The sequence below is a fragment of the Actinomyces acetigenes genome (assembly GCF_031296635.1).
Taxonomy (GTDB): domain Bacteria; phylum Actinomycetota; class Actinomycetes; order Actinomycetales; family Actinomycetaceae; genus Actinomyces; species Actinomyces acetigenes.
This window is the reverse complement of the sequence record NZ_JASPFC010000014.1, coordinates 1-21,002: the sequence shown is the minus strand read 5'-3', so window position 1 is coordinate 21,002 and position 21,002 is coordinate 1. Positions and strand designations below refer to the sequence as shown.

The window sequence follows — 21,002 nt, the reverse complement described above, 5'->3', positions numbered from 1 at the left end:
ATAGCCCCCATGAACGCCAATCCGAGCCCGTTGTCCTCCCTGACCTCGTCCAGTGGTGGTGTCATGCCCCAGGGGGAGGAAGTGGCCTCCTTCGCGACCTACCCCGAGGCGCAGAGGGCGGTGGATGCCCTGTCGGACCAGGGCTTCCCGGTTCAGCACCTGGCGATCATCGGCACCGACCTGCGTCAGGTCGAGCGCATCACCGGACGCATGAGCTGGGGACGCGCAGCGATGTCGGGGGCCATGAACGGCCTGTGGATCGGGATGTTCTTCGGCATCATCATGTCGGTGGCCGGCAGCAGCGGTCCCAGGCTCAACTTCTGGGCCTGCGTCCTGCTGGGGGTGCTGTGGGGCATCGTCTTCCAGCTCTTCAGCTACGCCCTGACCCGAGGGCGGCGCGACTTCACCTCCATCAGCCAGGTCGTGGCCTCGCGCTACTCGATCATCGCCGCCCGTGAGATTCACGAGGCCAGCCAGGCCCTGGCCGATGTCCCGGGCAACCTTGCACGCGGGGGAGGGGCGCTGCGGCGCTCCCAGGAGCGGCGTCGGGCACGGCAGGAGGCTCCCGGGCCCACCGCCTTCGGATCGCGCCCCGACGAGCAGCCCCGCTTCGGGGTGCGACTGCCGCAGCCCGGCAGCGACGCTCCTGAGCGGACCTCCACCACCTTGGCCGGCCGCGCCTCCGGTGCCCCGGCCGCTGCCGAGGACTACGACCCCTTCCTGCGCCCCTCGCGATCGGGGGATCGCAAGGAGTCGGGGGCCTCGGAGTCGTCGCAGGAGACCGGCGATGAGACCGGCTCCGGTAACGAGGGCTGACCGGTGCTGAGGGACGAGGGAGCGCGACAATGAGCATTCCGGTGGGGCTGTCGACCGCCTGCGTGGTTCCTGGCAGTGTTCCAGACACCTTCGCCATCGCCCGGGAACTGGGCTACGACGGTGTCGAGATCATGGTCTGGAGTGAGAAGGCGTCCCAGGACGCCACCCGGCTGGCGGCCCTGGTGGAGAAGTTCGACCAGCCGGTGCTGGCCATCCACGCCCCCACGCTGCTGGTGACCCGCGGGGTCTTCGGCGCCGATCCGTGGGACAAGGTGGACCGCTCCATTGAGCTGGCCCACTACCTCGAGGCGCCCACGGTGGTGCTGCACCCGCCCTTCTTCTGGCAGACCCGTTACGCGCGCTCCTTCATCGCCGGGGTCGCGCAGCGCGAGGCGACCACGGGCATCCACCTGGCGGTGGAGAACATGTTCACCTGGCGGCCCCGCCACGCCCACTCCACGCGCGACTTCCAGGCCTACTCGCCCACCTGGGACCCAGTGGGGCAGGGCTACAAGTCGGTGACGCTGGACATCTCCCACGCTGCCACCTCCGGCTCCGACGCCCTGGCCATGGCCCGTGCGCTGGGGCCCACGCTGCGTCACCTGCACCTGACCGACGGTGTGCCCGGGCCCCTGGACGACCACCTGCTGCCCGGGCAGGGCAACCAGGACTGCGCCGGGGTCCTCAAGCACCTGGTGGCCACCGGTTTCGAGGCTGGTGGGGGACAGGTCGTCGTCGAGGTGACCACCCGGTCCATGACGGCCGCCCAGCGTCTCGAGGGCCTCGCCAGCGCCCTGGCCTTTGCCCGCGAGTACCTGGAGGGTGGGGAACCGGCCCACATTCCCGAGCCGACCCGCAAACGCTACCGCCGTACCTGACCCGGCCTAGCAGTAGGCGGTCTCGTGCTCCAGGTGCGAGACGGGCTCGAGCTGGAGGGTCGCGTGCTGGATTCTGACCGGGAAGTGCTCGGCCACGCAGCGCTGGAGTCGGTCGAGGATCTCCTCGGTGTGACCGTCGCGCAGGCACTCGTCGCGCACGACGACGTGCGCGGTCAGCACCGGCATGCCCGAGGCGACGGTCCACGCGTGCAGGTCGTGGACCTCCTCGACGTGGTCGATGCCGAGCATGTGCGAGCGCACCTGCGCCAGGTCCAGCTCCCGGGGGGTGAAGTCCATGAGGACCGCCAGGGCCGAGCGCAGCAGCGTCACCGCCCGGGGCAGGATGAGGACGGCGATGAGCAGGGAGGCCACGGCGTCGGCCCGGGTCCAGCCGGTGCGGGCCACGACGGCGGCGGCGATGATGACGCCCACCGATCCCAGGGCGTCATTGAGGACCTCCAGGAGAGCGGCCCTCATGTTGAGGTTCTCGCCGTGTCCGTCATGCCCCCGGCCGCCGGAGAGGACCAGCAGCGCGATGACGTTGGCGGCCAGGCCGATGACCCCCATGACGAGCATGCCGGAGGCCTCGACCTGCGGGGCCACCAGCAGGTTGTGAACCGCCTTGAAGGCCACGAAGAGGCCGACGACGGCGAGCATGCCTGCCTGGAGCGCGGCCCCGATGACCTCGGCGCGGCGCATGCCCCAGGTGGAGCGGTCCGTGGCCGGACGCGCGGACAGGTGCGCGGCCGTCAGGGCCATGGCCAGGCCGGCGACGTCGGTGAGCATGTGCCCGGCGTCGGCCAGCAGCGCCAGTGAGCCGGTGAGAAGAGCAGTGATGATCTCGGCCACCAGGACGGTGGCCGACAGGTACAGGGCGACCAGGAGCCGCCCGCGCGAGGCCCCGGCGCCATGGTTGTGCGAGTGACCGTGGGAGCGGTTGGGGGAGTGGTCGTGGGGCTCGTGGCCGACTGGGGTGCTCACTGTGGCTCCTTGCTCCGGTTCGCGGCGTCCGCGCAGATGGTGGCGGCCAGGGACTCGGCCGCGGCCAGGACCTGCTCGATCGCCTCGGGGTTCTCGATCCGGCTGACGTTGGCTCGCCCGTGGGAGTGGCTGGAGATGAGACCGGCGCTGCGCAGGATCGCCAGGTGCTGGGAGACGGTTGACTGGGCCAGGCCCAGGTGCTCGGTCAGCTCCACCACCCGGTGCTCGCCACCGTGGAGGTGACGCAGGATCGCCAGGCGGGTGGCGTCCCCCAGGACATCGAGCAGCGAGGCCACGGTGGAGGCCTCGCGCACGGCGCCGTGGTCCTGGGGGCGGTCCTCGGGCAGCAGCCCATGTTTCATCGTCATACACCGATGCTATCTGCGAGTAACGATGAGGGCAAGGGGGCGACCAGCAGTCAGTCAGGCGATGAGCCCACTGACCCAGGCCTCGACCTCCTCCACAGTGCGGGGCACGTCCTGGGTGAGGCGCTCCACGCTGCCGTCCTCGCGCACGACGACGTCGTCCTCGATACGCACGCCCGTGCCGCGCATCTCGGCGGGCACCAGCAGGTCGTCCTGGCGGAAGTACAGCCCCGGCTCAATGGTGAAGCACATGCCCGGCCTGAGCTCGGCCTCCATGTACATCTCGCGGCGCGCCTGGGCGCAGTCATGGACATCCAGACCCAGGTGGTGGCTGGTGCCGTGAACCATCCAGCGCCGGTGGTACTGGCCCTCGGGGGCCAGGGAGTCGGCGGCGCTCACGCCCTCGGGCAGCATCCCCCACTCCTCCAGACGGGCGGCGATCACCTCCATGGCGGCGGCGTGGACGTCCTTGAAGCGGCAGCCCGGCGTGCCCGCACGGGCGAAGGCGGCGTCGGCGGCGTCGAGAACCGCCTGATAGATCCGGCGCTGAGCCTCGGTGAAGCGACCATCGACCGGGATCGTGCGAGTGACGTCGGCGGTGTAGAGGGAGTCGACCTCGACGCCGGCGTCCACCAGGACCAGCTGGCCGGGCTCAACGGCGCCGTCATTGTTGATCCAGTGCAGGGTGTTGGCGTGGTTGCCGGCCGCCGCGATCGTGTCATAGCCCAGGCCGTTGCCCTCCTCACGGGCCTTGGCCCCGAAGGCCCCCTCCAGGACCCGCTCACCGCGCCAGTGGCCGCGGGCACGGGGAATGGAGCGGATGAGGTCGTCGAAACCGGCCTTGGTGGCGGCGACGGCGGCACGCAGTTGATCGATCTCCCAGGGATCCTTGATCAGGCGCAGCTCGCTGGTGGCCTCGGCCAGACCGGCGTCCACCTCCGCGGCTCCCTGGCCGGTCTGCAGCCCGACCTTCTCCCGTGTGGAGGTCACCAGGGCGGTGACGGACTCATCGGCCTCGGCGACGACGCGCAGCCGGACCGCGTCGGAGCCGGCGTCCTTGGCCAGTGCGTCGGGCAGGGAGTCGATGTGGGCGCAGCGCATGCCGGTGGATGCCTCGACCTCCTCCAGGGAGGGCCGCACGCCTACCCACAGCTCGCCGTACCGGGGGTCGCCGTAGAACTCCTGGCTGGAGCGTGAGGCCCGGGGCCGGAAGTAGAGGACCGCCTCATGCGTCGGGGCGGCGCCGTCGGCGTTGTCGGAGTCGGTGGAGTCGGCGGCGTGGCCCGGGGAGCCCGCGTCCTGACCCGGCGCGGTCAGGGGGTCCAGGACGAGCACGGCGTCCGGCTCGAAGTCCGTGCCGGTGCCGGCCAGGTGGGCGAAGGCGCTGTGGGGCCTGAACCGATAGTCGCAGTCGTTGTTGCGCACCTTGAGCGCGCCGGCGGGCAGCACCAGACGCTCACCGGGGAAGAGCCTTCCGAGGGCCTCACGCCGGGCCGCCGCCCAGGGGGCCGCCTCGCTGCGGGCGGGCAGACCCTCGGGGCGCGGGCCCCACCCCGAGCCGATGAAGTCGCGGAAGGCCTGGTTGTCGGGCTGGCGGGACCGGTTGGAGCCTCGCGCCGCCAAGGACTGGGGGGCCTCCTGCGAGGAGGCGGGGGCCTCGTCGGACGGGTGAGTGTCTGCGGGAGAAGTCGATGCCATAGGGGCATCATCCCACTGTCGAGCCCCTGCCGGTGCTGGGTGGGGCCCAGGGACACTGGAACGGATCAGCCCTGCTCGTCGGCCGGGAAACGCACCCCCACCTGGCGGCGGGCCTCCTGCAGGACCCCGACCGCCGCCACGGAGCGGCTCAGCGGGTGCAGATCGGACTCGCGCGCGCCGGCACGTACCAGGCGGCACACCTCGGTCAGCTCGTAGGTGAGCTGGTGGCCGGGCGTCTGGACGCCGCGCTCGACCGACAGATCCTCACTCGCGCCCGTTTCCGCCGCCGGGCCGCGCAGCTCGATGCGTCTGGGCCACTGGCAGTCATCAATGCTCAGCACGTCATGGTCCCCGGCGAAGCTCGACTGTGTCCCCGGGGAGGTCTTGGAGTGCAGGCAGACGACCTCCAGCCCGGCGTGCTCACCGAAGTCGTAGGACAGGACCACCGTGCCCCGTGCGTCCACACCGCACTCCAGCAGCGTCCCGGTGGCCGTCACCCGGTCCGGCTCACCGAAGAGGTGGATGGCCAGGCTGACCGGGTAGATGCCCAGGTCCATGAGGGAACCACCACCCAGTGCCGGATCGAAGGCCGGCGGCAGACCACCGGAGCGGTAGACCTCCATCCGCGAGGAGAACTGCTCCTTGGACAGCACTACCCGATGCAGCCGCCCCAGCCGCGGCAGGTGTTCACGCAGCCGAGCCACCCCGGGCTCGAAGGCGGACAGCCACCCCTCCATGAGGAAACGGTCGGCTGCCCGCGCTGCCTTCACCATCGCCTCGGCCTGCGAGCGCGTCAGGGCGAAGGGCTTCTCCACCAGGACGTGGAAACCGGCCTCCAGGGTCGCGATCGCGTGCTGTGCGTGCAAGGAGTTGGGGGAGCCCACGTGGACGACGTCGATCGGGGCCTGCGAGCCCGGGCCGTGGGCGGCGAGCATCTCCTCGAGCGAGGCATAGGCATGCGCGATCCCGTGCTCGGCGGCGAAGGCGGCGGCGCGCTCGCGGTGGGCGGAGGTGACGGCCACGATCTGGGCGCCCGGCTCACAGGCGACTGCCTCGGCGAACCACCGGGCGATGAAACCGGCCCCGATCACCCCGAAGCGGATCGGGGCGTCGTCGGGAAGGCGTGTGGGAGGCGCAGTATCCGTCGTACGGCTCGGCTCGCTCATGTCGTCCAGTCTTCCACGTCTCCCGATGCTCCTACCTACACTTACCTACACTGTCACGGTGCGTATTGATCCCCACACCCACTCGGCCTGCTCCGACGGCACCGACTCTCCCGCCGGGCTCATGGCTCAGGCGGCCCGGGCCGGCCTCGACGTCGTCGGGCTGACCGACCACGACACGACGGCCGGATGGGAGGAGGCGGCGCGAGCCGTCCCGGACACCGGTGTCGCACTGCTGCGCGGCACCGAGATCTCCTGCGCTGCGGACGGGGTCACCCTCCACCTGCTGTCCTACCTGCACCGGGCCGATGACGCCGGACTGGAGGCCGCCTTCGCCCGCGCCCGCCGCTCGCGCGACAGCCGGGCGCAGCGGATGGTCGAACGCCTCAGCGAGGACTTCCCGATCACCTGGAAGGATGTCCTGTCCCAGTGCGCCGACTCCCACACGATCGGCCGCCCCCACATTGCCGACGCCCTGGTTGCGGCCGGTTCCTTCCCCGATCGCAACGCCGCCTTCGCCGGGCCGCTGGCCACCTCCTCGCCCTACTACGTCCATCACTGGGCGCTGGACCCGGTGGAGGCCTGCCGCCTGGTGCGCGCCGCCGGCGGAGTCCCGGTGGCGGCCCACCCGCGCGCCGCCTCACGCCAGCGCCGCCTCGTGCCCGATGAGACCTTCGCCCAGATGGCCGAGGCCGGCCTGGCGGCCCTGGAGATGAACCACCGCGACCAGGGCCCCGAGCAGCGCGAGCAGGTTCGCCTCCTGGCCCAGCGCCTGGGGCTGGGGCTGTCGGGGGCCTCGGACTACCACGGCACCGGTAAGCCCAACCGCCTGGGGGAGAACCTCATGCCGCCCGAGCTGCTGGAACGGATCCTCGATGAGGGTGCCCTCGACCTCGTCCGCCCCTGAGGGCCGACCGGCCCCGGCACCCGACTCCCGCCGAGCGGCGGTGATAGAAACACCCCCATGTTGCAGTCCGTCTTCGACACCACGGTCTTCGCCACGACCTTCACCACGCTCCTGGTCATTCAGGACCCCCTGGGCGCCATCCCGATCTTCCTGTCCCTGACCTCGCGGCAGACACCCACCGAGCGCGCCGCCTCCGCACGCCAGGCCACGGTCGTCTCCTTCGCCGTCATCGTGCTCTTCGCGGTCTTCGGGCGCTACATCCTGAAGTTCCTGGGGATCTCGGTGCCCTCTCTCCAGGTGGCCGGAGGTCTGCTCCTGCTCCTGGTGGCCCTGGAGCTGCTGACCGACAAGGTCGATGAGAGCCCTGACCCTGAGGCCGTCACCGCCAACGCCGCTCTCGTTCCTCTGGGCACGCCGCTGCTGGCCGGGCCCGGCGCCATCGTCGCGGCGATGGTCGCCGTGGACACCACCGGAGGTGGGGTAGCCGGATGGGTCTCCGTGACGGCCGCGATCGTCGGCACGCACGTCGCCATCTGGGCCTCGCTGCGCTTCTCCCTGGGGCTCAACCGGGTGCTGGGCACCTCCGGCATCCGGATCCTCACCCGGGTCATGGGACTGCTCCTGGCAGCCATCGCCGTCCAGATCATGGCCGACGGCGTCTTCGCCTTCCTGGAGACCCGCCTCTGACCCGGGTCCGCCCCGGAGTCGGACAGCGGCTGAGATCCACGTGCGTCTCAGCCGCTTCTATGCCGCCCTACTCGCCGACGGTCCTGTCAATGGGGCGGCCGCCGCGAGTGCGCTTACGGGTGCGCTTGCGCCGGGGCTTGTCCTCGCCGTCGGCGGAGCGCCGGGAACGCTCGCCGCGCTTGGCGTCCCTGCCGCCGCGGCCCCGGCCGCGCTCCGAGCGCCCGCCCTTCCGGCCGGACTGCTTGCGTCCGTGCCTGCCGGTCTCACCCAGGTCCTCGATCTCCTCAGCGTCCAGCCCCTCCAGGATGCGCTTGTGGCGGGGCAGGCGGCCGGTGACCTTCTCCGGGATCGACAGGTCGGAGAACAGGTGCTTACTGGTGTGGTAGGTCTCCACCGGCTCCTCGATGGGCAGGCCCAGGGCCTTGGCGATGATCCGCCAGCGCGGCACGTCGTCCCAGTCCACGAAGGTGACCGCCGTGCCGGAGTTACCGGCGCGGCCGGTGCGCCCGATGCGGTGGACATAGATCTTCTCGTCCTCGGGGCACTGGTAGTTGATGACGTGGGTGACGTCGTCGACGTCGATGCCGCGGGCGGCCACGTCGGTGGCTACCAGGACGTCCACCTTGTTGTGGCGGAAGGCGCGCAGGGCCTGCTCGCGGGCCCCCTGGCCGAGGTCGCCGTGCAGGGCCGCGGTGGCGAAGCCGCGGGCGCGCAGGTCATCGGCCACCCGGGCCGCCGTGCGCTTGGTGCGCGCGAAGATGATGGTGCGTCCACGTCCCTCGGCCTGGAGGATCCGGGAGACGACCTCCACCTTGTTCATCGAGTGAGTGCGGTAGACGACCTGCTGGACCGTCTGGACAGTCATGCCCTCGTCGCCCGGGTCCTGGGCGCGGATATGGGTGGGGCGGGTCATGTAGCGGCGCGCCAGGGCGACCACGGCCCCGGGCATGGTGGCGCTGAAGAGCATCGTGTGCCGGTCGGCGCGGGTGCGGGCCAGGATCTTCTCCACGTCGGGCAGGAAGCCCAGGTCCAGCATCTCGTCGGCCTCGTCCAGGACGACGGTGGTCACGTGAGCCAGGTCCAGCACGCCGCGCTCCATGAGGTCGATGAGGCGGCCGGGCGTCCCCACGACGACCTCGGCTCCGCGCTCGAGGTCCTCGATCTGGGGCTCGTAGGCGCGCCCGCCGTAGACCTGGACGATGCGCACGGTGCGTTTGGCGGCAGCCGTGGACAGCTCCTCGGCGACCTGCTTGGCCAGCTCACGGGTGGGCAGGATGACCAGGGCCTGGGGGCTGCCGGAGGCGGGATCCTCGTCCCAGCCCTCCTCCCCGGGGCCCAGGGTGTCCATGAGCAGGGGGATGCCGAAGCCCAGGGTCTTGCCAGTGCCGGTCTTGGCCTGACCGATGATGTCCTGTCCCTCCAGGGCCACCGGCAGGGTGAGGGCCTGGATGGGGAAGGGGTGGGTGATGCCCTTGGCGTCCAGGGCCTCGCAGATCTCCGGCTCGACACCGAAGTCGGCGAAGGTCTTGCGGCTCAGGTCGGTCTGGGCACCCTCGTCGGTGATGTCGGGAGTGGCTTCGTCCAGGACGGGGGCGTGGGCGCCGGCCGTCTCGATGATCCCGGACGTGGCGGCAGTGGCGTCAGCACCCTCGATGGTGGTCTGGTCTTCTGTGGAGTTGTGGTCGGGCTCGACGGCGTCGGCCCCGTGCTGCTCGTTGCTCACGAGGTTCCTTGTCTTCTGATCAGGTTGAACCGGTCCGGCGCGGCTGTTGCTCGCGCGCACGGTGGGGTGCGCTGCGTGGGCGTTGGCGCCGTCGGATGTGGCAGCCGATCGCGAGTCATATCTGAGTCCATCTGACGACCGGGCAACCGTGGACGCCGTCAGCGTAGCGGCTTTCCAACATATTCGCGGCGTTGGGCGTCACCTTGGCGGCTTGAGTGTGGGTGATGTCACGACGGGTGTGGGGGAGATCAGGTGGAGGTGGAGGCGTTGCATGTGGTGAACCGGTGCGGGGCGAATCTGCTGCTGTGCCTGTCTGGTGTGATCCTCAAGTAAAGCCTTTCTGGCAGTTCATTGAAAAAGATGACGAGGGGCGTCGTCAGGGGACTTGTGGTCAAGAATGAAAGATGTCTGAGTAGGTTAACGAGTCTCATTCGGGTAATACCTGCCTCACCTTTGATGATTCATCGACTCACAATTGAAAATCATGTCTTCTCCTAGTGGCGGCTGCAGTGGCGGCTGATGTGGGCGCGACGGCAAGGCTGCTCGGCGAGGGTGGGCTGGTTACGATGGTGGCCATGTCCCAGATGTCGACTCCGTCACCTCAGCCCAGCGCCTTCACCCCGATGCAGGTCGGTCCTCACGAGCTGTCCGTCGTCGGCGTCGTCGCGATCTCCCGGACAGCGGCCTGCACCCGCTACGCCAAGGATGCCGACCGGGCTCCGCGGATGACGGCCCGGGTCGACCTGCTGCGCATGAGCGCCTGGGAGGTCGCCTCCTTCGACCGGGTCGTGGAGCTGGCCTCGACCCACGGCATCGACGCCCTGGGGGCGGCCGAGCGCTTCACCGACGTCCTGGGTGACTTCGACGAGCGGCTGCGGCCACTGGACTGGGCCGAGCGCCTGCTCAAGACCTACATCACCTTCGGGCTGCTCATCGACTTCGGGATGGCGCTGAGCGAGTCCCTGGACGATCCCCTGCGCAGCGGACTCGTCCACGAGCTCAGCCAGGATCCGATCGGTACGTACGCCGTTGCCGAGCTGGAGGAGGTCATCGCGGCAGACCAACAGCTGGCCGCCCGGCTGGGGCTGTGGGGCCGGCGCGTCATCGGTGAAGAGATCGGAACCTTCCAGAGGCTCCTGGGGCAGTTCCCCGAGCTTCTCGGCCAGATGGCTCAGGAGCAGCTCCACTCGGTACTGTCCCAGGGGGCGGTCTCCCGTATGAGAGGGTTGGGCCTGAGGGTCTGACCACCTCCCACCACCCCCACGCGGTGGTGATGTGAAGTGTCCAACAGTGGAGTAGTGCCCGTGTCGGTAGCGTGACAGGACCCGGGCTGCGGTGGGTAAGGTGGCCGCATCCACATCCTCATCACCCGACGTAAGAGCCGTGGCTCTCAAGTCCTCAAGGAGTTCCCATGAAGCGAAGCGTATGGATGGCCGCGTCCGCGGCCGTTGCCCTGTCTGTCATCCCGGTCGGTGCGGCCGCTGCTGACACGGACTCGGCTCCCGCCGCCGGGCAGTCGACGGCGCAGGCCAGTGACGCGAAGGCTGACGCTCCCCAGCCCGACACCCCCTCCCCGGCCGCCCCTAACCCTGAAGGCGACAAACCCGCTCCCACCCCTGCCCCCGCGCCTGCTCCCGCCCCCGCGGACGATGCGGGCAAGGCTGCTCCCCAGGCTCCGGGTGCCAACAACGCCGCGGCGCAGCAGGAGAACAAGCCGGAGGCTCCGGCTGAGCAGCCTCAGCAGAACCAGGGCGACCAGCAGCAGGGCGATCCTGCCGGTTCCCAGGCCGCTCCCGAGCAGCAGCAGGCTCCGGCTCCCGAGCGGTCCTCTGAGGGTGGCGCCCCTGCGGCCGCCGAGGAGAGTGCCCCCCGGGGCTCCGCGGATGCCCCCGGTGAGCAGGCCGCCGCTCCCCGCAGGCAGGCTCAGGCTGCTTCTGGCCAGCAGGGTACCGCCACCTCAGGTCGCTCCACCCTGGCCCAGACCGGTGCGGGGACGACCGCCGCTTGGGTAGTGCTGGGCACCGGCGCGGCAGGTGCCGCCATGCTCATGGCGCGCCGTAGGCTGACCTACTGACACACATCGGTCCTTGACGTTGAGGAGAGGTCTGGCCCATGGATGACCGGATGCTCGACGGGGACAGGGTGCTGTGGTTCATCGGCGGCAGTCCTGAGCGTGCTCGGGAGGCCCTTGCCACCGGGCACGCCTGGACGCCCGAGCAGCGCGCGCAGCTCGAACAGATCGCAGCATCTGCCGGATATTCCCCTCAGCAGCCTGCCGGGTACCTGCCTGCTCAGCAGCAGGTGCCCGTTCAGGACCCCGCGTCCTTGTATGGGGCGCCTGCAGATCCCGTGGCCTTTGACGGCGCATTCAGAGGCGACGGCGCTCGTGGAGACACCGTGGACTACGGGGCGACTCAGCCTGCTCAGCAGCCGGCTGGGGTCGCACCGCCCCAGCCGCAGATGGCGACGCAGCCTCAGCCACAGGGCTACAGGCTTCAGCCGCTGCCCATGGTGACCGAGATGGAGGCGCCGCAGAGCGATGTCTCCCAGTACTCGAGCGACGCTCCACGCCGCGGGTGGGTCCTCCCGGTCGTGGCGGTCAGTGTGCTCGCCCTCGGACTGGTCGGGGGTGCTCTGGGAGGGCACTGGCTGTGGCCCGGCAAGAATGCGGCGGCTCCGTCACCCTCCGCTGCAGCGGCCCCTGCTGCCACCAAACCCGCAACCCTGCGCGCCGGCAGCGGTTCCTTCGTCTGCTCCTCCGGCGGCACTGGAGTCTCCTGCTGGGGCGCCGACGCCCAGGCCAACACCCAGGGCGCACGTGTCTCGCCGACGGCGGTGCCAGGGCTGGAGAAGGTCAAGGTCTCGGCGCTGAGCGTGGGCAAGGGCTTCGCCGTGGCCGTGGACGACTCGGGCAAGGTCTACGCCTGGGGCGCCAACGAGGTCGGCCAGCTCGGTAAGAAGACTAATGAGGCGCTGGTCAACCAGGCCGTGGAGGTCGGCAAGCTGCCGGCCGCTCCCACCGCGCTCGTCTCCGGTTACGAGCACACCTGCGCGCTCGCCAAAGGCACAGTCTGGTGCTTCGGCTCCAACCGCTACGGGCAGGTCAACGGCACTGTCTCCGACACCCCGTCAGGGTTGGTGCAGGTGGACAAGATCAGCGGGGCCACCCAGATCGGCACTTCCGGCTATGACACGTGGGCCACTGTCGACAAGGGGACCTGGACCTGGGGGAACAACTCCTGGGGGCAGGCCGACCCCTCGCAGAGCGTGGTCAACGTGGCGCCGACCCTGATCCCCGCGAGCAGCTGAAGCCGGTGCCGACAACGCAACAGCGCCCAGTCTCCTTCAGGAGGCTGGGCGCTCGGCGTATGTCGCGACGACGCTTACTTGTCGCCCTTGAGGTGGTTGACTGCGCCCTTGATGGCGTCCTTGGCGTCCTCGGCGACCTCCTTGATCTTGCCTTCGGCCTGCTGGAGCTTGCCCTCGGTCTCGGTCTCCTTGTTGCCAGTGACCTTGCCCGCGGCCTCCTTGGCCTTGCCGGCGATCCTGTCAACGGTTCCGTTGTCGCTCATGAGAGCTCCTTTCCATGGTGAGTCTCCGTGACGTGGAGACGTGGAGGATGGCTCGACTATACATGTGTACGTCTGAGACGACGCCCGGTATCCAGTGAGAGTTGCTATGGAGATCGCCTAAAACGTGTGACATATCCTATGTCACTGAGGGTGCGGTGGCTCGTCTCGTCTCTCCGACGTCGTTCGCCGCATCTCAATGCCTATAGACTTCAGACACCTCTCGTTCGAGAGCCTCCTGATACCGACACCGAGGTCGATCGCCCATGAGCAGTGCATCTGCGGACGTTCCCGCCGCCACCCGCGTCGAGAACGCCGGTCTTGACGTCATCTCCGAGTCTGATCGCAAAGGGCGGCCGAGCGATCTCTTCATGCCCTGGTTCGCGGCCAACATCTCCGTCCTGGGACTGTCCTGGGGCGCCTGGGTCCTCGGGTTCGGACTGTCCTTCTGGCAGGCGGTCGTCGCGGGCAGCGTCGGTGTCATCGTCTCCTTCCTCCTGTGCGGTGTCGTGGCTGTCCTGGGCAAGCGAGGCAGCGCCCCCACCCTGGCGCTGTCCCGAGCGGCCTTCGGCTACAACGGCAATCGCCTGTCCGCGGCCCTGTCCTGGATCCTCACGGTCGGCTGGGAGACCGTCCTGTGCGTCTCGGCCACCCTGGCCTCGGCCACGGTGTTCCAGGCTCTGGGCTGGCACAACCAGGTCGGTGCCCAGATCTTGGGCTTCCTGCTCACCGTCGGTCTGGCCGCCAGCGCAGGCATCCTCGGCTTCGAGGCGATCATGAGGGTCCAGACCTGGATCACCTGGGCCACCGGTGTCCTCACCATCATCTACCTCGTCCTTGTTGCTCCCCAGATCAGTGTCGACAGGATTCTGGCCCTGCCGCCGGGCGGCCCCGCAGCCTTCATCGGAGCGCTGGTTATGGTGGCCACCGGCTTCGGCCTCGGCTGGGTGAATGCCGCCGCCGACTACTCCCGCTACCTGCCCCGCAGGGCCTCGACCACCGGCGTCATCGGCTGGACCACGCTGGGATCGGCACTGCCCTGCGTGGTGCTCGTCTTCTTCGGCATCCTGCTGGTGGGCTCCGACGCCGAGCTCGGCAAGGCCATCAACGCCGACCCCATCGGCGCCCTGACCACGATCCTGCCCACATGGTTCCTCATCCCCTTCGCGATCGTCGCCATCCTGGGGCTGGCCGGCGGCATCATCATGGACCTGTACTCCTCGGGGCTGTCGCTCCTGGCGACCGGCTTGCCCGTGCGCCGGCACGTGGCCACCTCCATCGACGCCACCATCATGACCGTGGGCACCATCGCCGTCATCTTCGGTGCCGATGACTTCCTCGGCCCCTTCCAGGGCTTCCTCACCACCCTGGGAGTCGTCATTGCCGCCTGGGCCGGAGTCATGGTCGCTGAGGTCATCCTGCGCAAGCGCGACTACGACGAGGAGGCCCTCTTCACGCCTGACGGCGTCTACGGCTCAGTCAACTGGGAGGCCATCGCCCTGGTGGCTGCCGGTTCCGTCGTCGGCTGGGGGCTGGTCGTCAACTCGGCCGCTTCCTGGTTGTCCTGGCAGGGCTACCTGCTTGGGCCTCTCGGGGGTCGTGACGGGGCATGGGCCGGAGCCAACCTCGGTGTGCTGGTCGCTCTGCTCGTCGGTGTGCTCGGGCACCTTGTCCTCGGCCGAGGCCGGGTCGCCTGTCAGGAGGCCCGTTCGTGAGTGACCGTGCGTGTGCTGTCTCCTCGCTTGTGAGACATGTGAGTGTCATGGCTTCTGAGGCACTCGTTCGGGCGGGAACCCGGGGCAAGTTGGTGGTCCTGGAGGCGGCGATGCGCGGAGGGAAGAAGTCTGGCGGGTCCTGGCAGGTCGCTGGTGTCCATGGTGCTGACATCACAGGCGCACCGGCGTCGCACGCCGAGGAAGAACCGCAGGATTCCAACGATCCCCACGGGGTGCTTTGGCGGCAGGATCGTTCATGTCAGCGCTGTGGACACCGGGCCGCGCAGGAGTGAGTCCGGGGTTCTTGGTGGCACAGTCCGGCGCCTGCGTCTCAGGTCCTCCTCCACCGTCTTCTGACCGCCGTCTGCGCTGGGGCCCGGAGGCTATGACTCGACGCCGGCTCTGCCTTGAGTCTCGCCTCGAGTCGGTCTACTCCACGAGGGTCGGGATCCACTGGCCACGGGTTGTGCGTACTGCACGAAGGCCCCACCTACCCCCAGTACCCCCAACCCTCCTCCAGTAGCACCCCACCCTCGTGCAGTGCATCCAGACGACACCGGCAGCCACCACAGTGACCGGGCCGGCCCCCTCCGACAAGCCCAAGCAGCAGCTCTCCCCTCCGGCAGACCCACCCCACCGATGTCTTGAGACGTCATGACATCCGAAACTCCCAGAAGACATGAGACAACACAGAGGGTTAAGGGTACGAAAGCGCGCTCTAAGGTACGAACGCGAGGCGCTTGCTCAAGGGCAGGCCCGGAGGCCATGGTTCAACGCCCAGTTCCGGGCCCGGACCCCTCCTCCCGTTCCGAGTCGACCAATGTGCACGAAGGCGGGGCTGAGCTGGTCAAGGGTCGTGCGTACCGCGCGGTCCCCCGGCAAGCCTTCCAACCAAGGGCTCGGATGTCATGCGGCAACACAGCGTAGGCCGCCGTCGCGTTCGTACCTTATGCCTCGCGTTCGGGGGGTTAAGGGTACGAACGCGAGGGCTACCCTACGAACGCGCGGACGCGTCCCTACTTGTGCGACGGGCCCTAGTCGTCGCGGGGCGCCCCGCGCAGGCCGGCGCGCAGCACCTCCCGGTTGAGCAGCGCGATCGCCTCGATCGGGATCCCCGCCGGACACGCCGGCACACACTCGCCGTACACCGAGCACGGCCCGAAGAGCTCATCGAGCTCCCGCGTCATCGCCCGAGCCCGGCGCCCCCGCTCGATACGCCCCTGCGGCATGAGCGACAGGTGCGCCAGCTTCGCCCCCGCGAAGAGCGCCGCCGCCCCGTTCGGGCAGGCCGCCACACAGGCCCCGCAGCCGATGCAGGCCGCGAAATCCAGCGCCCGCTCCGCCTGCAGGTGCCCCTGGGCGACGTCGTCGGCATCCGGCGCGGTCCCCGCGGCCACGTCCACGGTCCCGCCCGCCCGGATGAGCTCGTCGAGCGCCGTGCGGTCCACCACCAGGTCCCGGATGACCGGGAACGCCGCCGACCTCCACGGCTCCAGCCGGAAGCGCGTCACCCCCGGGAAGGCCCGCAGGTGCTGACGGCAGGCCGGGGTCGTGTCCAGCGGCCCGTGCGGCACCCCGTTGACGAGGAAGCCGCAGGCCCCGCACACCCCCTCCCGGCAGTCCGACTCGAAGACCACCGGCTCGCCACCGGCCTCGATGATCTGGTCGTTGAGGCGGTCGAGCAGCTCGAGCAGACTCATCTGCGGCTCGGCGTCCTCCACCACGTGACTCTCGAAGAAACCCCGTGCCCGCGGCCCATCCTGCCGCCAGATCTCCAGCTCGATCCTCATCGGTAGTCCCTCACCTGCATGGGCACCAGCGAGAAGCTCAGCGGCTCCGTGCGGCGCGTGTGCCCGCCATCGTCCCCCGTCTGCCAGGCCGACACCGAGCACCAGGACTCGTCATTGCGCCGGGCCTCACCGCCCTGGGTCGCGTACTCCTCACGGAAGTGGGCGCCGGCGGACTCGCGCCGGTCCAGGGCGTCGAGGACCATGACCTCCGCCAGCTCCAGGAAGTCGGCGACCCGCAGCGCCTTCTCCAGCTCCTGGTTGAGCCGCGCCTGGCCACCGACCACGGTGACGTCGGCCCAGAACTCCTCACGCAGGGCGCGCACCTCCTCCAGGGCGCGTAGCAGTCCCGCCTCGGAGCGGCTGACCCCACAGCCGGCGTAGAGGATCTCGCCCAGCCGGCGGTGGAACCACACCGGACGGTGGGTCCCGTCCACCGCCATGAGCGCCTCAATGCGCTCGCGGGTATCGGCCACGGCCTGGAGCGCCTCCGGCGCGTCGGGGCTCAGGGGCCTACTGCCCACCAGCCCGGCCAGGTAGTTCGGCACGGCCAGCGGCAGCACGAACCAGCCGTCCACGCTGGCGCTCAGCAGCGAGTTCGCCCCCAGGCGGTTGGCGCCGTGGTAGTTGTTCGAGGCCTCCCCGCCCACGAACAGTCCCGGGATGGTGGACATCTGGTCGAAGTCCACCCACAGCCCGCCCATCGTGAAGTGGGCCCCCGGGGCGATGCGCATGGGCACCTCGTAGGGGTCCTCCCCGGTGGCGTCGAGGTACATCTCGAACAGGTTGCCGTAGCGCGAGGCGATGGTCTGCCTGCCCAGCCGCTCCAGAGCATCGCGGAAGTCGAGGTAGACCGAGTTGCGCAGCGGCCCGACGCCGCGGCCGGACTCGATCTGCTCGCGGGCGTTGCGTGAGGCCACGTCACGCGGGGTGAGGTTGCCGAAGGCCGGGTACTTGCGCTCCAGGTAGTAGTCGCGCTCGTCCTCGGGGATCTCGTTCGGGGGCCGCTCGTCCCCGGGGCTCGCGGGCACCCAGATGCGCCCGTCGTTGCGCAGGGACTCGCTCATGAGCGTCGTCTTGGACTGCCAATGAGAGCTCACCGGCAGCGCCGTGGGGTGGAACTGCACCATGCAGGCAGAGGCGAAGGCCGCCCCGCGCCGGTGGGCGCGCCAGGTGGCGGTGGCGTTGGAGGCCATGGCCAGGGTCGAGTAGTGGTAGACGCTGCCGTAGCCGCCGGTGGCCAGTACGACGGCGTGAGCGGTGTGGGCGCGCACCTCGCCGGAGAGCAGGTCCCGGGTGACGATGCCCTGCGCGCGGGAGTCGGCCACGATGAGGTCGAGCATCTCGGTGCGGGTGTGCATGCGGACGCTCCCGGCGGCGACCTGCTCCTGGAGGGCCTGGGCGCAGGCGATCTCCAGCTGCTGGCCGGTCTGCCCGCGCGTGTAGTAGGTGCGCGAGACCTGCACCCCGCCGAAGGAGCGGGTGGCGAGCTGGCCGCCGTACTCGCGGGCGAAGGGCGCCCCGATCGCCTCCATGTGGTCAATGACCCGGCCGGACTCCAGCCCCAGGCGCACGACGTCGGCCTCCCGCCCCCGGTAGTCCCCGCCCTTGACGGTGTCCTTGACGAAGCGCGCCAGGGAGTCGCCGTCGACCTTGCGGGCCCGGGCGGCGTTGATCCCACCCTGTGCGGCCACCGAGTGGGCGCGGCGCGGGGAGTCGTGCAGGCTGAAGCACTCCACCCGGTAACCCAGGCGCCCCAGGGTCGCGGCCGCCCCCGCACCGGCCAGTCCGGCGCCCACCACGATGACGGTCAGCTTGCGGCGGTTGGCGGGATTGACCAGGCGGTACTCGTCGCGCCGGCGTTCCCAGGCCTGCTCGGGCGGACAGTCCGGCAGATGCGCATCAAGGTCCTCGCCGACGTCGTACAGGCCGCCGACGGCCCCCGGCACGCTCGCGCTCATCCGATCACCCCCGTGCAGATGAGGACGGGCAGCAGGCCGTTGACGACGGCGATGACCAGGGCCACGGCCAGGGCGAGGGCGCGACAGGCCTTGCGCAGCCTGGGGCCGGTGCCGCCCAGGTCGATGACCACGTTCCACAGGCCCTGCGCCAGGTGGAGGGAGAGCGCCAGCATGACCAGGCTGTAGAAGACCGCCATGCCGGGACGCGACAGGCTCGCCACGAGGTTGTGGTAGGCGCTGACCTGCAGCTCGCCGTTCGACGTCGTCGGCGCCTGAAAGCCCTCAGGGGCGATGAGGCGGCCGATGGTCAGGTCGAGAAGGTGGATGAGGATGAAGACCCCGATGAGGGCACCGGTCACCAGCATGGAGCGGGCGCCGATGGTGCGGGCGGGCAGGGCCCGGCGCCGGAAGGCCCCGCGAGCGCTCCTCGCGCGTCGCCACAGCGTGATCCCCGCTGCCACGTGCGCCGCGATGCAGGCCCCCAGGGCCAGTCTCATCGCCCACAGGAGCCCCTCGTGCGGCAGGAGCGGGTAGGCGACCTGCCGCAGCCAGGCGGCGTAGCCGTTGAACGCCTCCGGGCCTGCGAGAACCTTGAGGTTGCCGACCATGTGGACCACGACGAACAGGGCCATGATCGTGCCGGTGACCGCCATCGTCACCTTGAGGACGCGCTGCGAGGCCCACACGGGGGTGCGGCGCCTGCGCCGGGGAGGAAGCGCGTCACCAACGGGCTGAGCAGCCTCAGGGACGCGGACGACCGTGGACGTTGCAGCCATCTGACCCACCCTCCTTTGCGCAGAACAACCCATCACTATGATAACGAACACAGTGATACTGGCATAGGGTGTGAACCCTGTGTTTCGGCGGGTCGTCCAATGCGACCGGCCGCCTCCCGCGGCTGAGGCGGAAGATGGCCGGAACGAGAAACGCGGCGGCGGGGGAGTCGGAGGAGGAGAACCCTATTGGCCGGCGTGCTGGGGCGGGCCCAGCTCGATGCTCTTGCCGCCGCGGGCCAAGGCCTCGACGGCGCCGGACTGGGAGTTGCGGCGGAACAGGACGTTGGAGGCGCCGGCCAGCTCGCGGGCCGGGACCACGCGCGGCTCCTTGAACAGGCCGTGGTTGCCGGGTACCACGCCGCCCTGCGGCATGAGGGAGACCTTCGTGCCGGCCGTCAGGTACAGGCCGGCCTCGACGACGCAGTCGTCACCCAGCGGGATCCCGAGCCCCGAGTTCGCCCCCAGCAGGCAGCGCTCGCCCAGGGCCACGCGCTGGCGCCGGCCGCCCGAGAGCATGCCCATCGTGGAGGCGCCGCCGCCGACGTCGGAGCCGTCACCGATGACGACCCCCTGGGAGATGCGGCCCTCGACCATGGAGCGCCCCAGCGTCCCGGCGTTGTAGTTGACGAAGCCGGCGTGCATGACCGTGGTGCCCTCGGACAGGTAGGCGCCCAGGCGCACGTTCGCGCCGTTGCCGATGCGCACCCCCGAGGGCAGCACGTAGTCGGTCATGCGGGGGAACTTGTCCACCGAGTGCACCTGGACGGGGCGTCCCACGGCGGCGCGCAGCCGCATGCGGGTGGTCTCGAAGTCCTCGGCGCGGCAGGGGCCGGCGGAGGTCCACACCACGTTGGGCAGGCGAGAGAAGATCCCGTCCAGGTTGACGGTGTTGGGCCGGACCAGGCGGTGGGACAACGTGTGCAGGCGCAGGTAGGCGCCGGCCACGGTCTGGGGGGCGTCGTCGAGGTCGGCCCAGGTGCGCACCACCGTGGTGTGGACACCGCGGGCCTCATCACGGCGCTCCATGGCGCTCAGGGAGGCCAGGAGGTCGGCGTGCCCGTCCTCGGGCTCGTCACCGAGAACCGGGCGGGGGTACCACACGTCGAGGGTGTTGCCGTCGTCAGTCACGGTCGCCAGACCGAGACCCCATGCGCTGCGAGTCGTCATGGGAACACCCTACGGTCCCCGGTGGATGACCGTTGCCGGTGGGCGTGCGAGAATCACCGCATGGCGCGCACGACGATCCACCTCATGCGGCACGGCGAGGTGTACAACCCCGAGGGCATCCTCTACGGCCGCCTGCCCGGGTACCACCTGTCGGCCCTGGGCCACCAGATGGCCCAGCAGGTCGCCGACGTCCTGTCCGCATCCGGGCACGACATCACCCGGGTCATCACCTCACCCCTGGAACGGGCCCGGGAGACCGGCGCCCCCACCGCCGCCGCCTTCGGCCTGGTGCCGACGACGGATCCCCGGCTCATCGAGGCCGGTAACTCCTTCGAGGGCGTGGCCGTCAACCGCAACCGCTGGATCCTGGTCCACCCCACCTACTGGTCCAGCTACATCAACCCGCTGCGCCCCTCCTGGGGCGAGCCCTACCGGGAGATTGTCGAGCGCATGCGCGGCGCCGTCGTCTCCGCGCTCGACCTCGCCGAGGGCCACGAGGCGCTCCTCGTCTCCCACCAGCTGCCCGTCTGGTCGCTGCGCCTCTTCCTGGAGGGCCGCCCCCTGGCCCACGACCCGCGCCGCCGCCAGTGCGCCCTGGCCTCCCTGACCTCCCTGACCTTCGAAGGCCGCACCCTGGTGGGGCTGGCCTACTGGGAACCGGCCGGTGACCTGCTGCGCCAGGCCCGCGACATGGTGCCCGGCACCTCCTCCGCCAAGACCGCGGGCAGTGCCAGCCCCGTCAGCCCTGCCAGCCCCGTCAGCCCCGACGGGCACGTCGAGGCGGCCCGGTGACCCAGCAGCCGCCCTCG

The 21,002-nt window shown here is 70.1% G+C and carries 19 protein-coding genes; 9 read left to right on the top strand and 10 right to left on the bottom strand.

The genetic code is table 11. The features are described 5' to 3' along the window. Positions 1–9: 9 nt before the first annotated feature. Together RIV14_RS07225 and RIV14_RS07220 are read left to right on the top strand one after the other, a co-directional pair. Positions 10–816: a YflT domain-containing protein gene (locus RIV14_RS07225; RefSeq protein ID WP_075372835.1), complete on the top strand. Its 807-nt coding sequence runs from the start codon at positions 10–12 to the stop codon at positions 814–816. A gap of 29 nt (positions 817–845) precedes the next feature. Further along, complete coding sequence (locus RIV14_RS07220) at positions 846–1,694, top strand: sugar phosphate isomerase/epimerase family protein (protein ID WP_075372836.1); 849 nt, start codon at positions 846–848, stop codon at positions 1,692–1,694. A 6-nt stretch (positions 1,695–1,700) separates the two neighbouring features. On the opposite strand, the gene RIV14_RS07215 is transcribed toward RIV14_RS07220, so the two are convergent. The 4 genes from RIV14_RS07215 to RIV14_RS07200 form a co-directional block, all read right to left on the bottom strand. Then, positions 1,701–2,675: a cation diffusion facilitator family transporter gene (locus RIV14_RS07215; protein WP_075372837.1), complete on the bottom strand. Its 975-nt coding sequence runs from the start codon at positions 2,673–2,675 to the stop codon at positions 1,701–1,703. Further along, entirely contained in the window at positions 2,672–3,043 is a 372-nt protein-coding gene (locus tag RIV14_RS07210) for an ArsR/SmtB family transcription factor (RefSeq protein WP_075372838.1), read from the bottom strand. Before RIV14_RS07210 ends, RIV14_RS07215 begins: the two co-directional genes overlap by 4 nt. Positions 3,044–3,097: 54 nt before the next feature. Then, a complete protein-coding gene (locus RIV14_RS07205) occupies positions 3,098–4,738 on the bottom strand; it encodes an aminopeptidase P family protein (RefSeq protein WP_075372839.1) in 1,641 nt (546 codons plus the stop codon). Between the two features lie 65 nt (positions 4,739–4,803). Beyond that, a complete protein-coding gene (locus tag RIV14_RS07200) occupies positions 4,804–5,904 on the bottom strand; it encodes a Gfo/Idh/MocA family protein (RefSeq protein WP_075372840.1) in 1,101 nt (366 codons plus the stop codon). 58 nt (positions 5,905–5,962) lie between these two features. Here RIV14_RS07200 and RIV14_RS07195 point away from each other — a divergent pair, with 58 nt between their 5' ends. Together RIV14_RS07195 and RIV14_RS07190 are read left to right on the top strand one after the other, a co-directional pair. Further along, positions 5,963–6,808, top strand: coding sequence for a PHP domain-containing protein (locus tag RIV14_RS07195; RefSeq protein WP_075372841.1), 846 nt, complete (start codon positions 5,963–5,965; stop codon positions 6,806–6,808). Positions 6,809–6,865: 57 nt separating this feature from the next. Further along, positions 6,866–7,495 carry a MarC family protein gene (locus RIV14_RS07190; protein WP_075372842.1) on the top strand — a complete coding sequence of 210 codons (630 nt, stop codon included), beginning with the start codon at positions 6,866–6,868 and terminating at the stop codon, positions 7,493–7,495. Between the two features lie 67 nt (positions 7,496–7,562). On the opposite strand, the gene RIV14_RS07185 is transcribed toward RIV14_RS07190, so the two are convergent. Next, positions 7,563–9,218 (bottom strand): DEAD/DEAH box helicase, encoded by a 1,656-nt coding sequence (locus RIV14_RS07185; protein WP_075372843.1) that lies wholly within the window; start codon positions 9,216–9,218, stop codon positions 7,563–7,565. 566 nt (positions 9,219–9,784) lie between these two features. Here RIV14_RS07185 and RIV14_RS07180 point away from each other — a divergent pair. The 3 genes from RIV14_RS07180 to RIV14_RS07170 all read left to right on the top strand — a co-directional run bounded on the left by RIV14_RS07180 (position 9,785) and on the right by RIV14_RS07170 (position 12,527). Beyond that, positions 9,785–10,462 carry a ferritin-like fold-containing protein gene (locus RIV14_RS07180; RefSeq protein WP_075372896.1) on the top strand — a complete coding sequence of 226 codons (678 nt, stop codon included), beginning with the start codon at positions 9,785–9,787 and terminating at the stop codon, positions 10,460–10,462. Positions 10,463–10,629: 167 nt separating this feature from the next. Further along, positions 10,630–11,292 carry a peptidase gene (locus tag RIV14_RS07175; RefSeq protein WP_075372844.1) on the top strand — a complete coding sequence of 221 codons (663 nt, stop codon included), beginning with the start codon at positions 10,630–10,632 and terminating at the stop codon, positions 11,290–11,292. Positions 11,293–11,330: 38 nt separating this feature from the next. After that, on the top strand, positions 11,331–12,527 hold the full coding sequence (locus RIV14_RS07170) for an RCC1 domain-containing protein (protein WP_075372845.1): 1,197 nt from the start codon (positions 11,331–11,333) through the stop codon (positions 12,525–12,527). Between the two features lie 74 nt (positions 12,528–12,601). Here RIV14_RS07170 and RIV14_RS07165 read toward each other — a convergent pair whose 3' ends face one another. Beyond that, positions 12,602–12,790, bottom strand: a complete 189-nt coding sequence (locus tag RIV14_RS07165; protein WP_070660035.1) for a CsbD family protein — start codon at positions 12,788–12,790, stop codon at positions 12,602–12,604. Between the two features lie 263 nt (positions 12,791–13,053). Here RIV14_RS07165 and RIV14_RS07160 point away from each other — a divergent pair, with 263 nt between their 5' ends. Beyond that, complete coding sequence (locus RIV14_RS07160) at positions 13,054–14,502, top strand: purine-cytosine permease family protein (RefSeq protein WP_075372846.1); 1,449 nt, start codon at positions 13,054–13,056, stop codon at positions 14,500–14,502. Positions 14,503–15,536: 1,034 nt separating this feature from the next. Here the strand turns inward: RIV14_RS07160 and RIV14_RS07155 are convergent. The 4 genes from RIV14_RS07155 to dapD form a co-directional block, all read right to left on the bottom strand. Next, on the bottom strand, positions 15,537–16,292 hold the full coding sequence (locus tag RIV14_RS07155) for a succinate dehydrogenase/fumarate reductase iron-sulfur subunit (RefSeq protein ID WP_075372848.1): 756 nt from the start codon (positions 16,290–16,292) through the stop codon (positions 15,537–15,539). After that, positions 16,289–18,250 (bottom strand): fumarate reductase/succinate dehydrogenase flavoprotein subunit, encoded by a 1,962-nt coding sequence (locus RIV14_RS07150; RefSeq protein WP_075372849.1) that lies wholly within the window; start codon positions 18,248–18,250, stop codon positions 16,289–16,291. Before RIV14_RS07150 ends, RIV14_RS07155 begins: the two co-directional genes overlap by 4 nt. Then, on the bottom strand, positions 18,247–19,026 hold the full coding sequence (locus RIV14_RS07145) for a succinate dehydrogenase cytochrome b subunit (RefSeq protein ID WP_081381860.1): 780 nt from the start codon (positions 19,024–19,026) through the stop codon (positions 18,247–18,249). The genes RIV14_RS07150 and RIV14_RS07145 overlap by 4 nt, the downstream gene beginning before the upstream one ends. 183 nt (positions 19,027–19,209) lie before the next feature. Then, positions 19,210–20,193 carry a 2,3,4,5-tetrahydropyridine-2,6-dicarboxylate N-succinyltransferase gene (gene dapD / locus RIV14_RS07140; RefSeq protein WP_070659634.1) on the bottom strand — a complete coding sequence of 328 codons (984 nt, stop codon included), beginning with the start codon at positions 20,191–20,193 and terminating at the stop codon, positions 19,210–19,212. Between the two features lie 60 nt (positions 20,194–20,253). On the opposite strand from dapD, the gene RIV14_RS07135 reads away from it, so the two are divergent. Then, positions 20,254–20,985 carry a histidine phosphatase family protein gene (locus RIV14_RS07135; protein ID WP_075372850.1) on the top strand — a complete coding sequence of 244 codons (732 nt, stop codon included), beginning with the start codon at positions 20,254–20,256 and terminating at the stop codon, positions 20,983–20,985. Positions 20,986–21,002: the final 17 nt, after the last annotated feature.

Bases quoted from the DNA above. Each gene is read 5' to 3' on its own strand.
- RIV14_RS07170 (WP_075372845.1), top strand. From the start codon at position 11,331: ATGGATGACCGGATGCTCGACGGGGACAGGGTGCTGTGGTTCATCGGC.
- RIV14_RS07145 (WP_081381860.1), bottom strand. From the start codon at position 19,026: ATGGCTGCAACGTCCACGGTCGTCCGCGTCCCTGAGGCTGCTCAGCCC.
- RIV14_RS07135 (WP_075372850.1), top strand. From the start codon at position 20,254: ATGGCGCGCACGACGATCCACCTCATGCGGCACGGCGAGGTGTACAAC.
- RIV14_RS07190 (WP_075372842.1), top strand. From the start codon at position 6,866: ATGTTGCAGTCCGTCTTCGACACCACGGTCTTCGCCACGACCTTCACC.
- RIV14_RS07155 (WP_075372848.1), bottom strand. From the start codon at position 16,292: ATGAGGATCGAGCTGGAGATCTGGCGGCAGGATGGGCCGCGGGCACGG.
- RIV14_RS07200 (WP_075372840.1), bottom strand. From the start codon at position 5,904: ATGAGCGAGCCGAGCCGTACGACGGATACTGCGCCTCCCACACGCCTT.
- RIV14_RS07175 (WP_075372844.1), top strand. From the start codon at position 10,630: ATGAAGCGAAGCGTATGGATGGCCGCGTCCGCGGCCGTTGCCCTGTCT.
- RIV14_RS07225 (WP_075372835.1), top strand. From the start codon at position 10: ATGAACGCCAATCCGAGCCCGTTGTCCTCCCTGACCTCGTCCAGTGGT.
- RIV14_RS07160 (WP_075372846.1), top strand. From the start codon at position 13,054: ATGAGCAGTGCATCTGCGGACGTTCCCGCCGCCACCCGCGTCGAGAAC.
- RIV14_RS07210 (WP_075372838.1), bottom strand. From the start codon at position 3,043: ATGACGATGAAACATGGGCTGCTGCCCGAGGACCGCCCCCAGGACCAC.
- RIV14_RS07205 (WP_075372839.1), bottom strand. From the start codon at position 4,738: ATGGCATCGACTTCTCCCGCAGACACTCACCCGTCCGACGAGGCCCCC.
- dapD (WP_070659634.1), bottom strand. From the start codon at position 20,193: ATGACGACTCGCAGCGCATGGGGTCTCGGTCTGGCGACCGTGACTGAC.
- RIV14_RS07180 (WP_075372896.1), top strand. From the start codon at position 9,785: ATGGTGGCCATGTCCCAGATGTCGACTCCGTCACCTCAGCCCAGCGCC.
- RIV14_RS07150 (WP_075372849.1), bottom strand. From the start codon at position 18,250: ATGAGCGCGAGCGTGCCGGGGGCCGTCGGCGGCCTGTACGACGTCGGC.
- RIV14_RS07220 (WP_075372836.1), top strand. From the start codon at position 846: ATGAGCATTCCGGTGGGGCTGTCGACCGCCTGCGTGGTTCCTGGCAGT.
- RIV14_RS07165 (WP_070660035.1), bottom strand. From the start codon at position 12,790: ATGAGCGACAACGGAACCGTTGACAGGATCGCCGGCAAGGCCAAGGAG.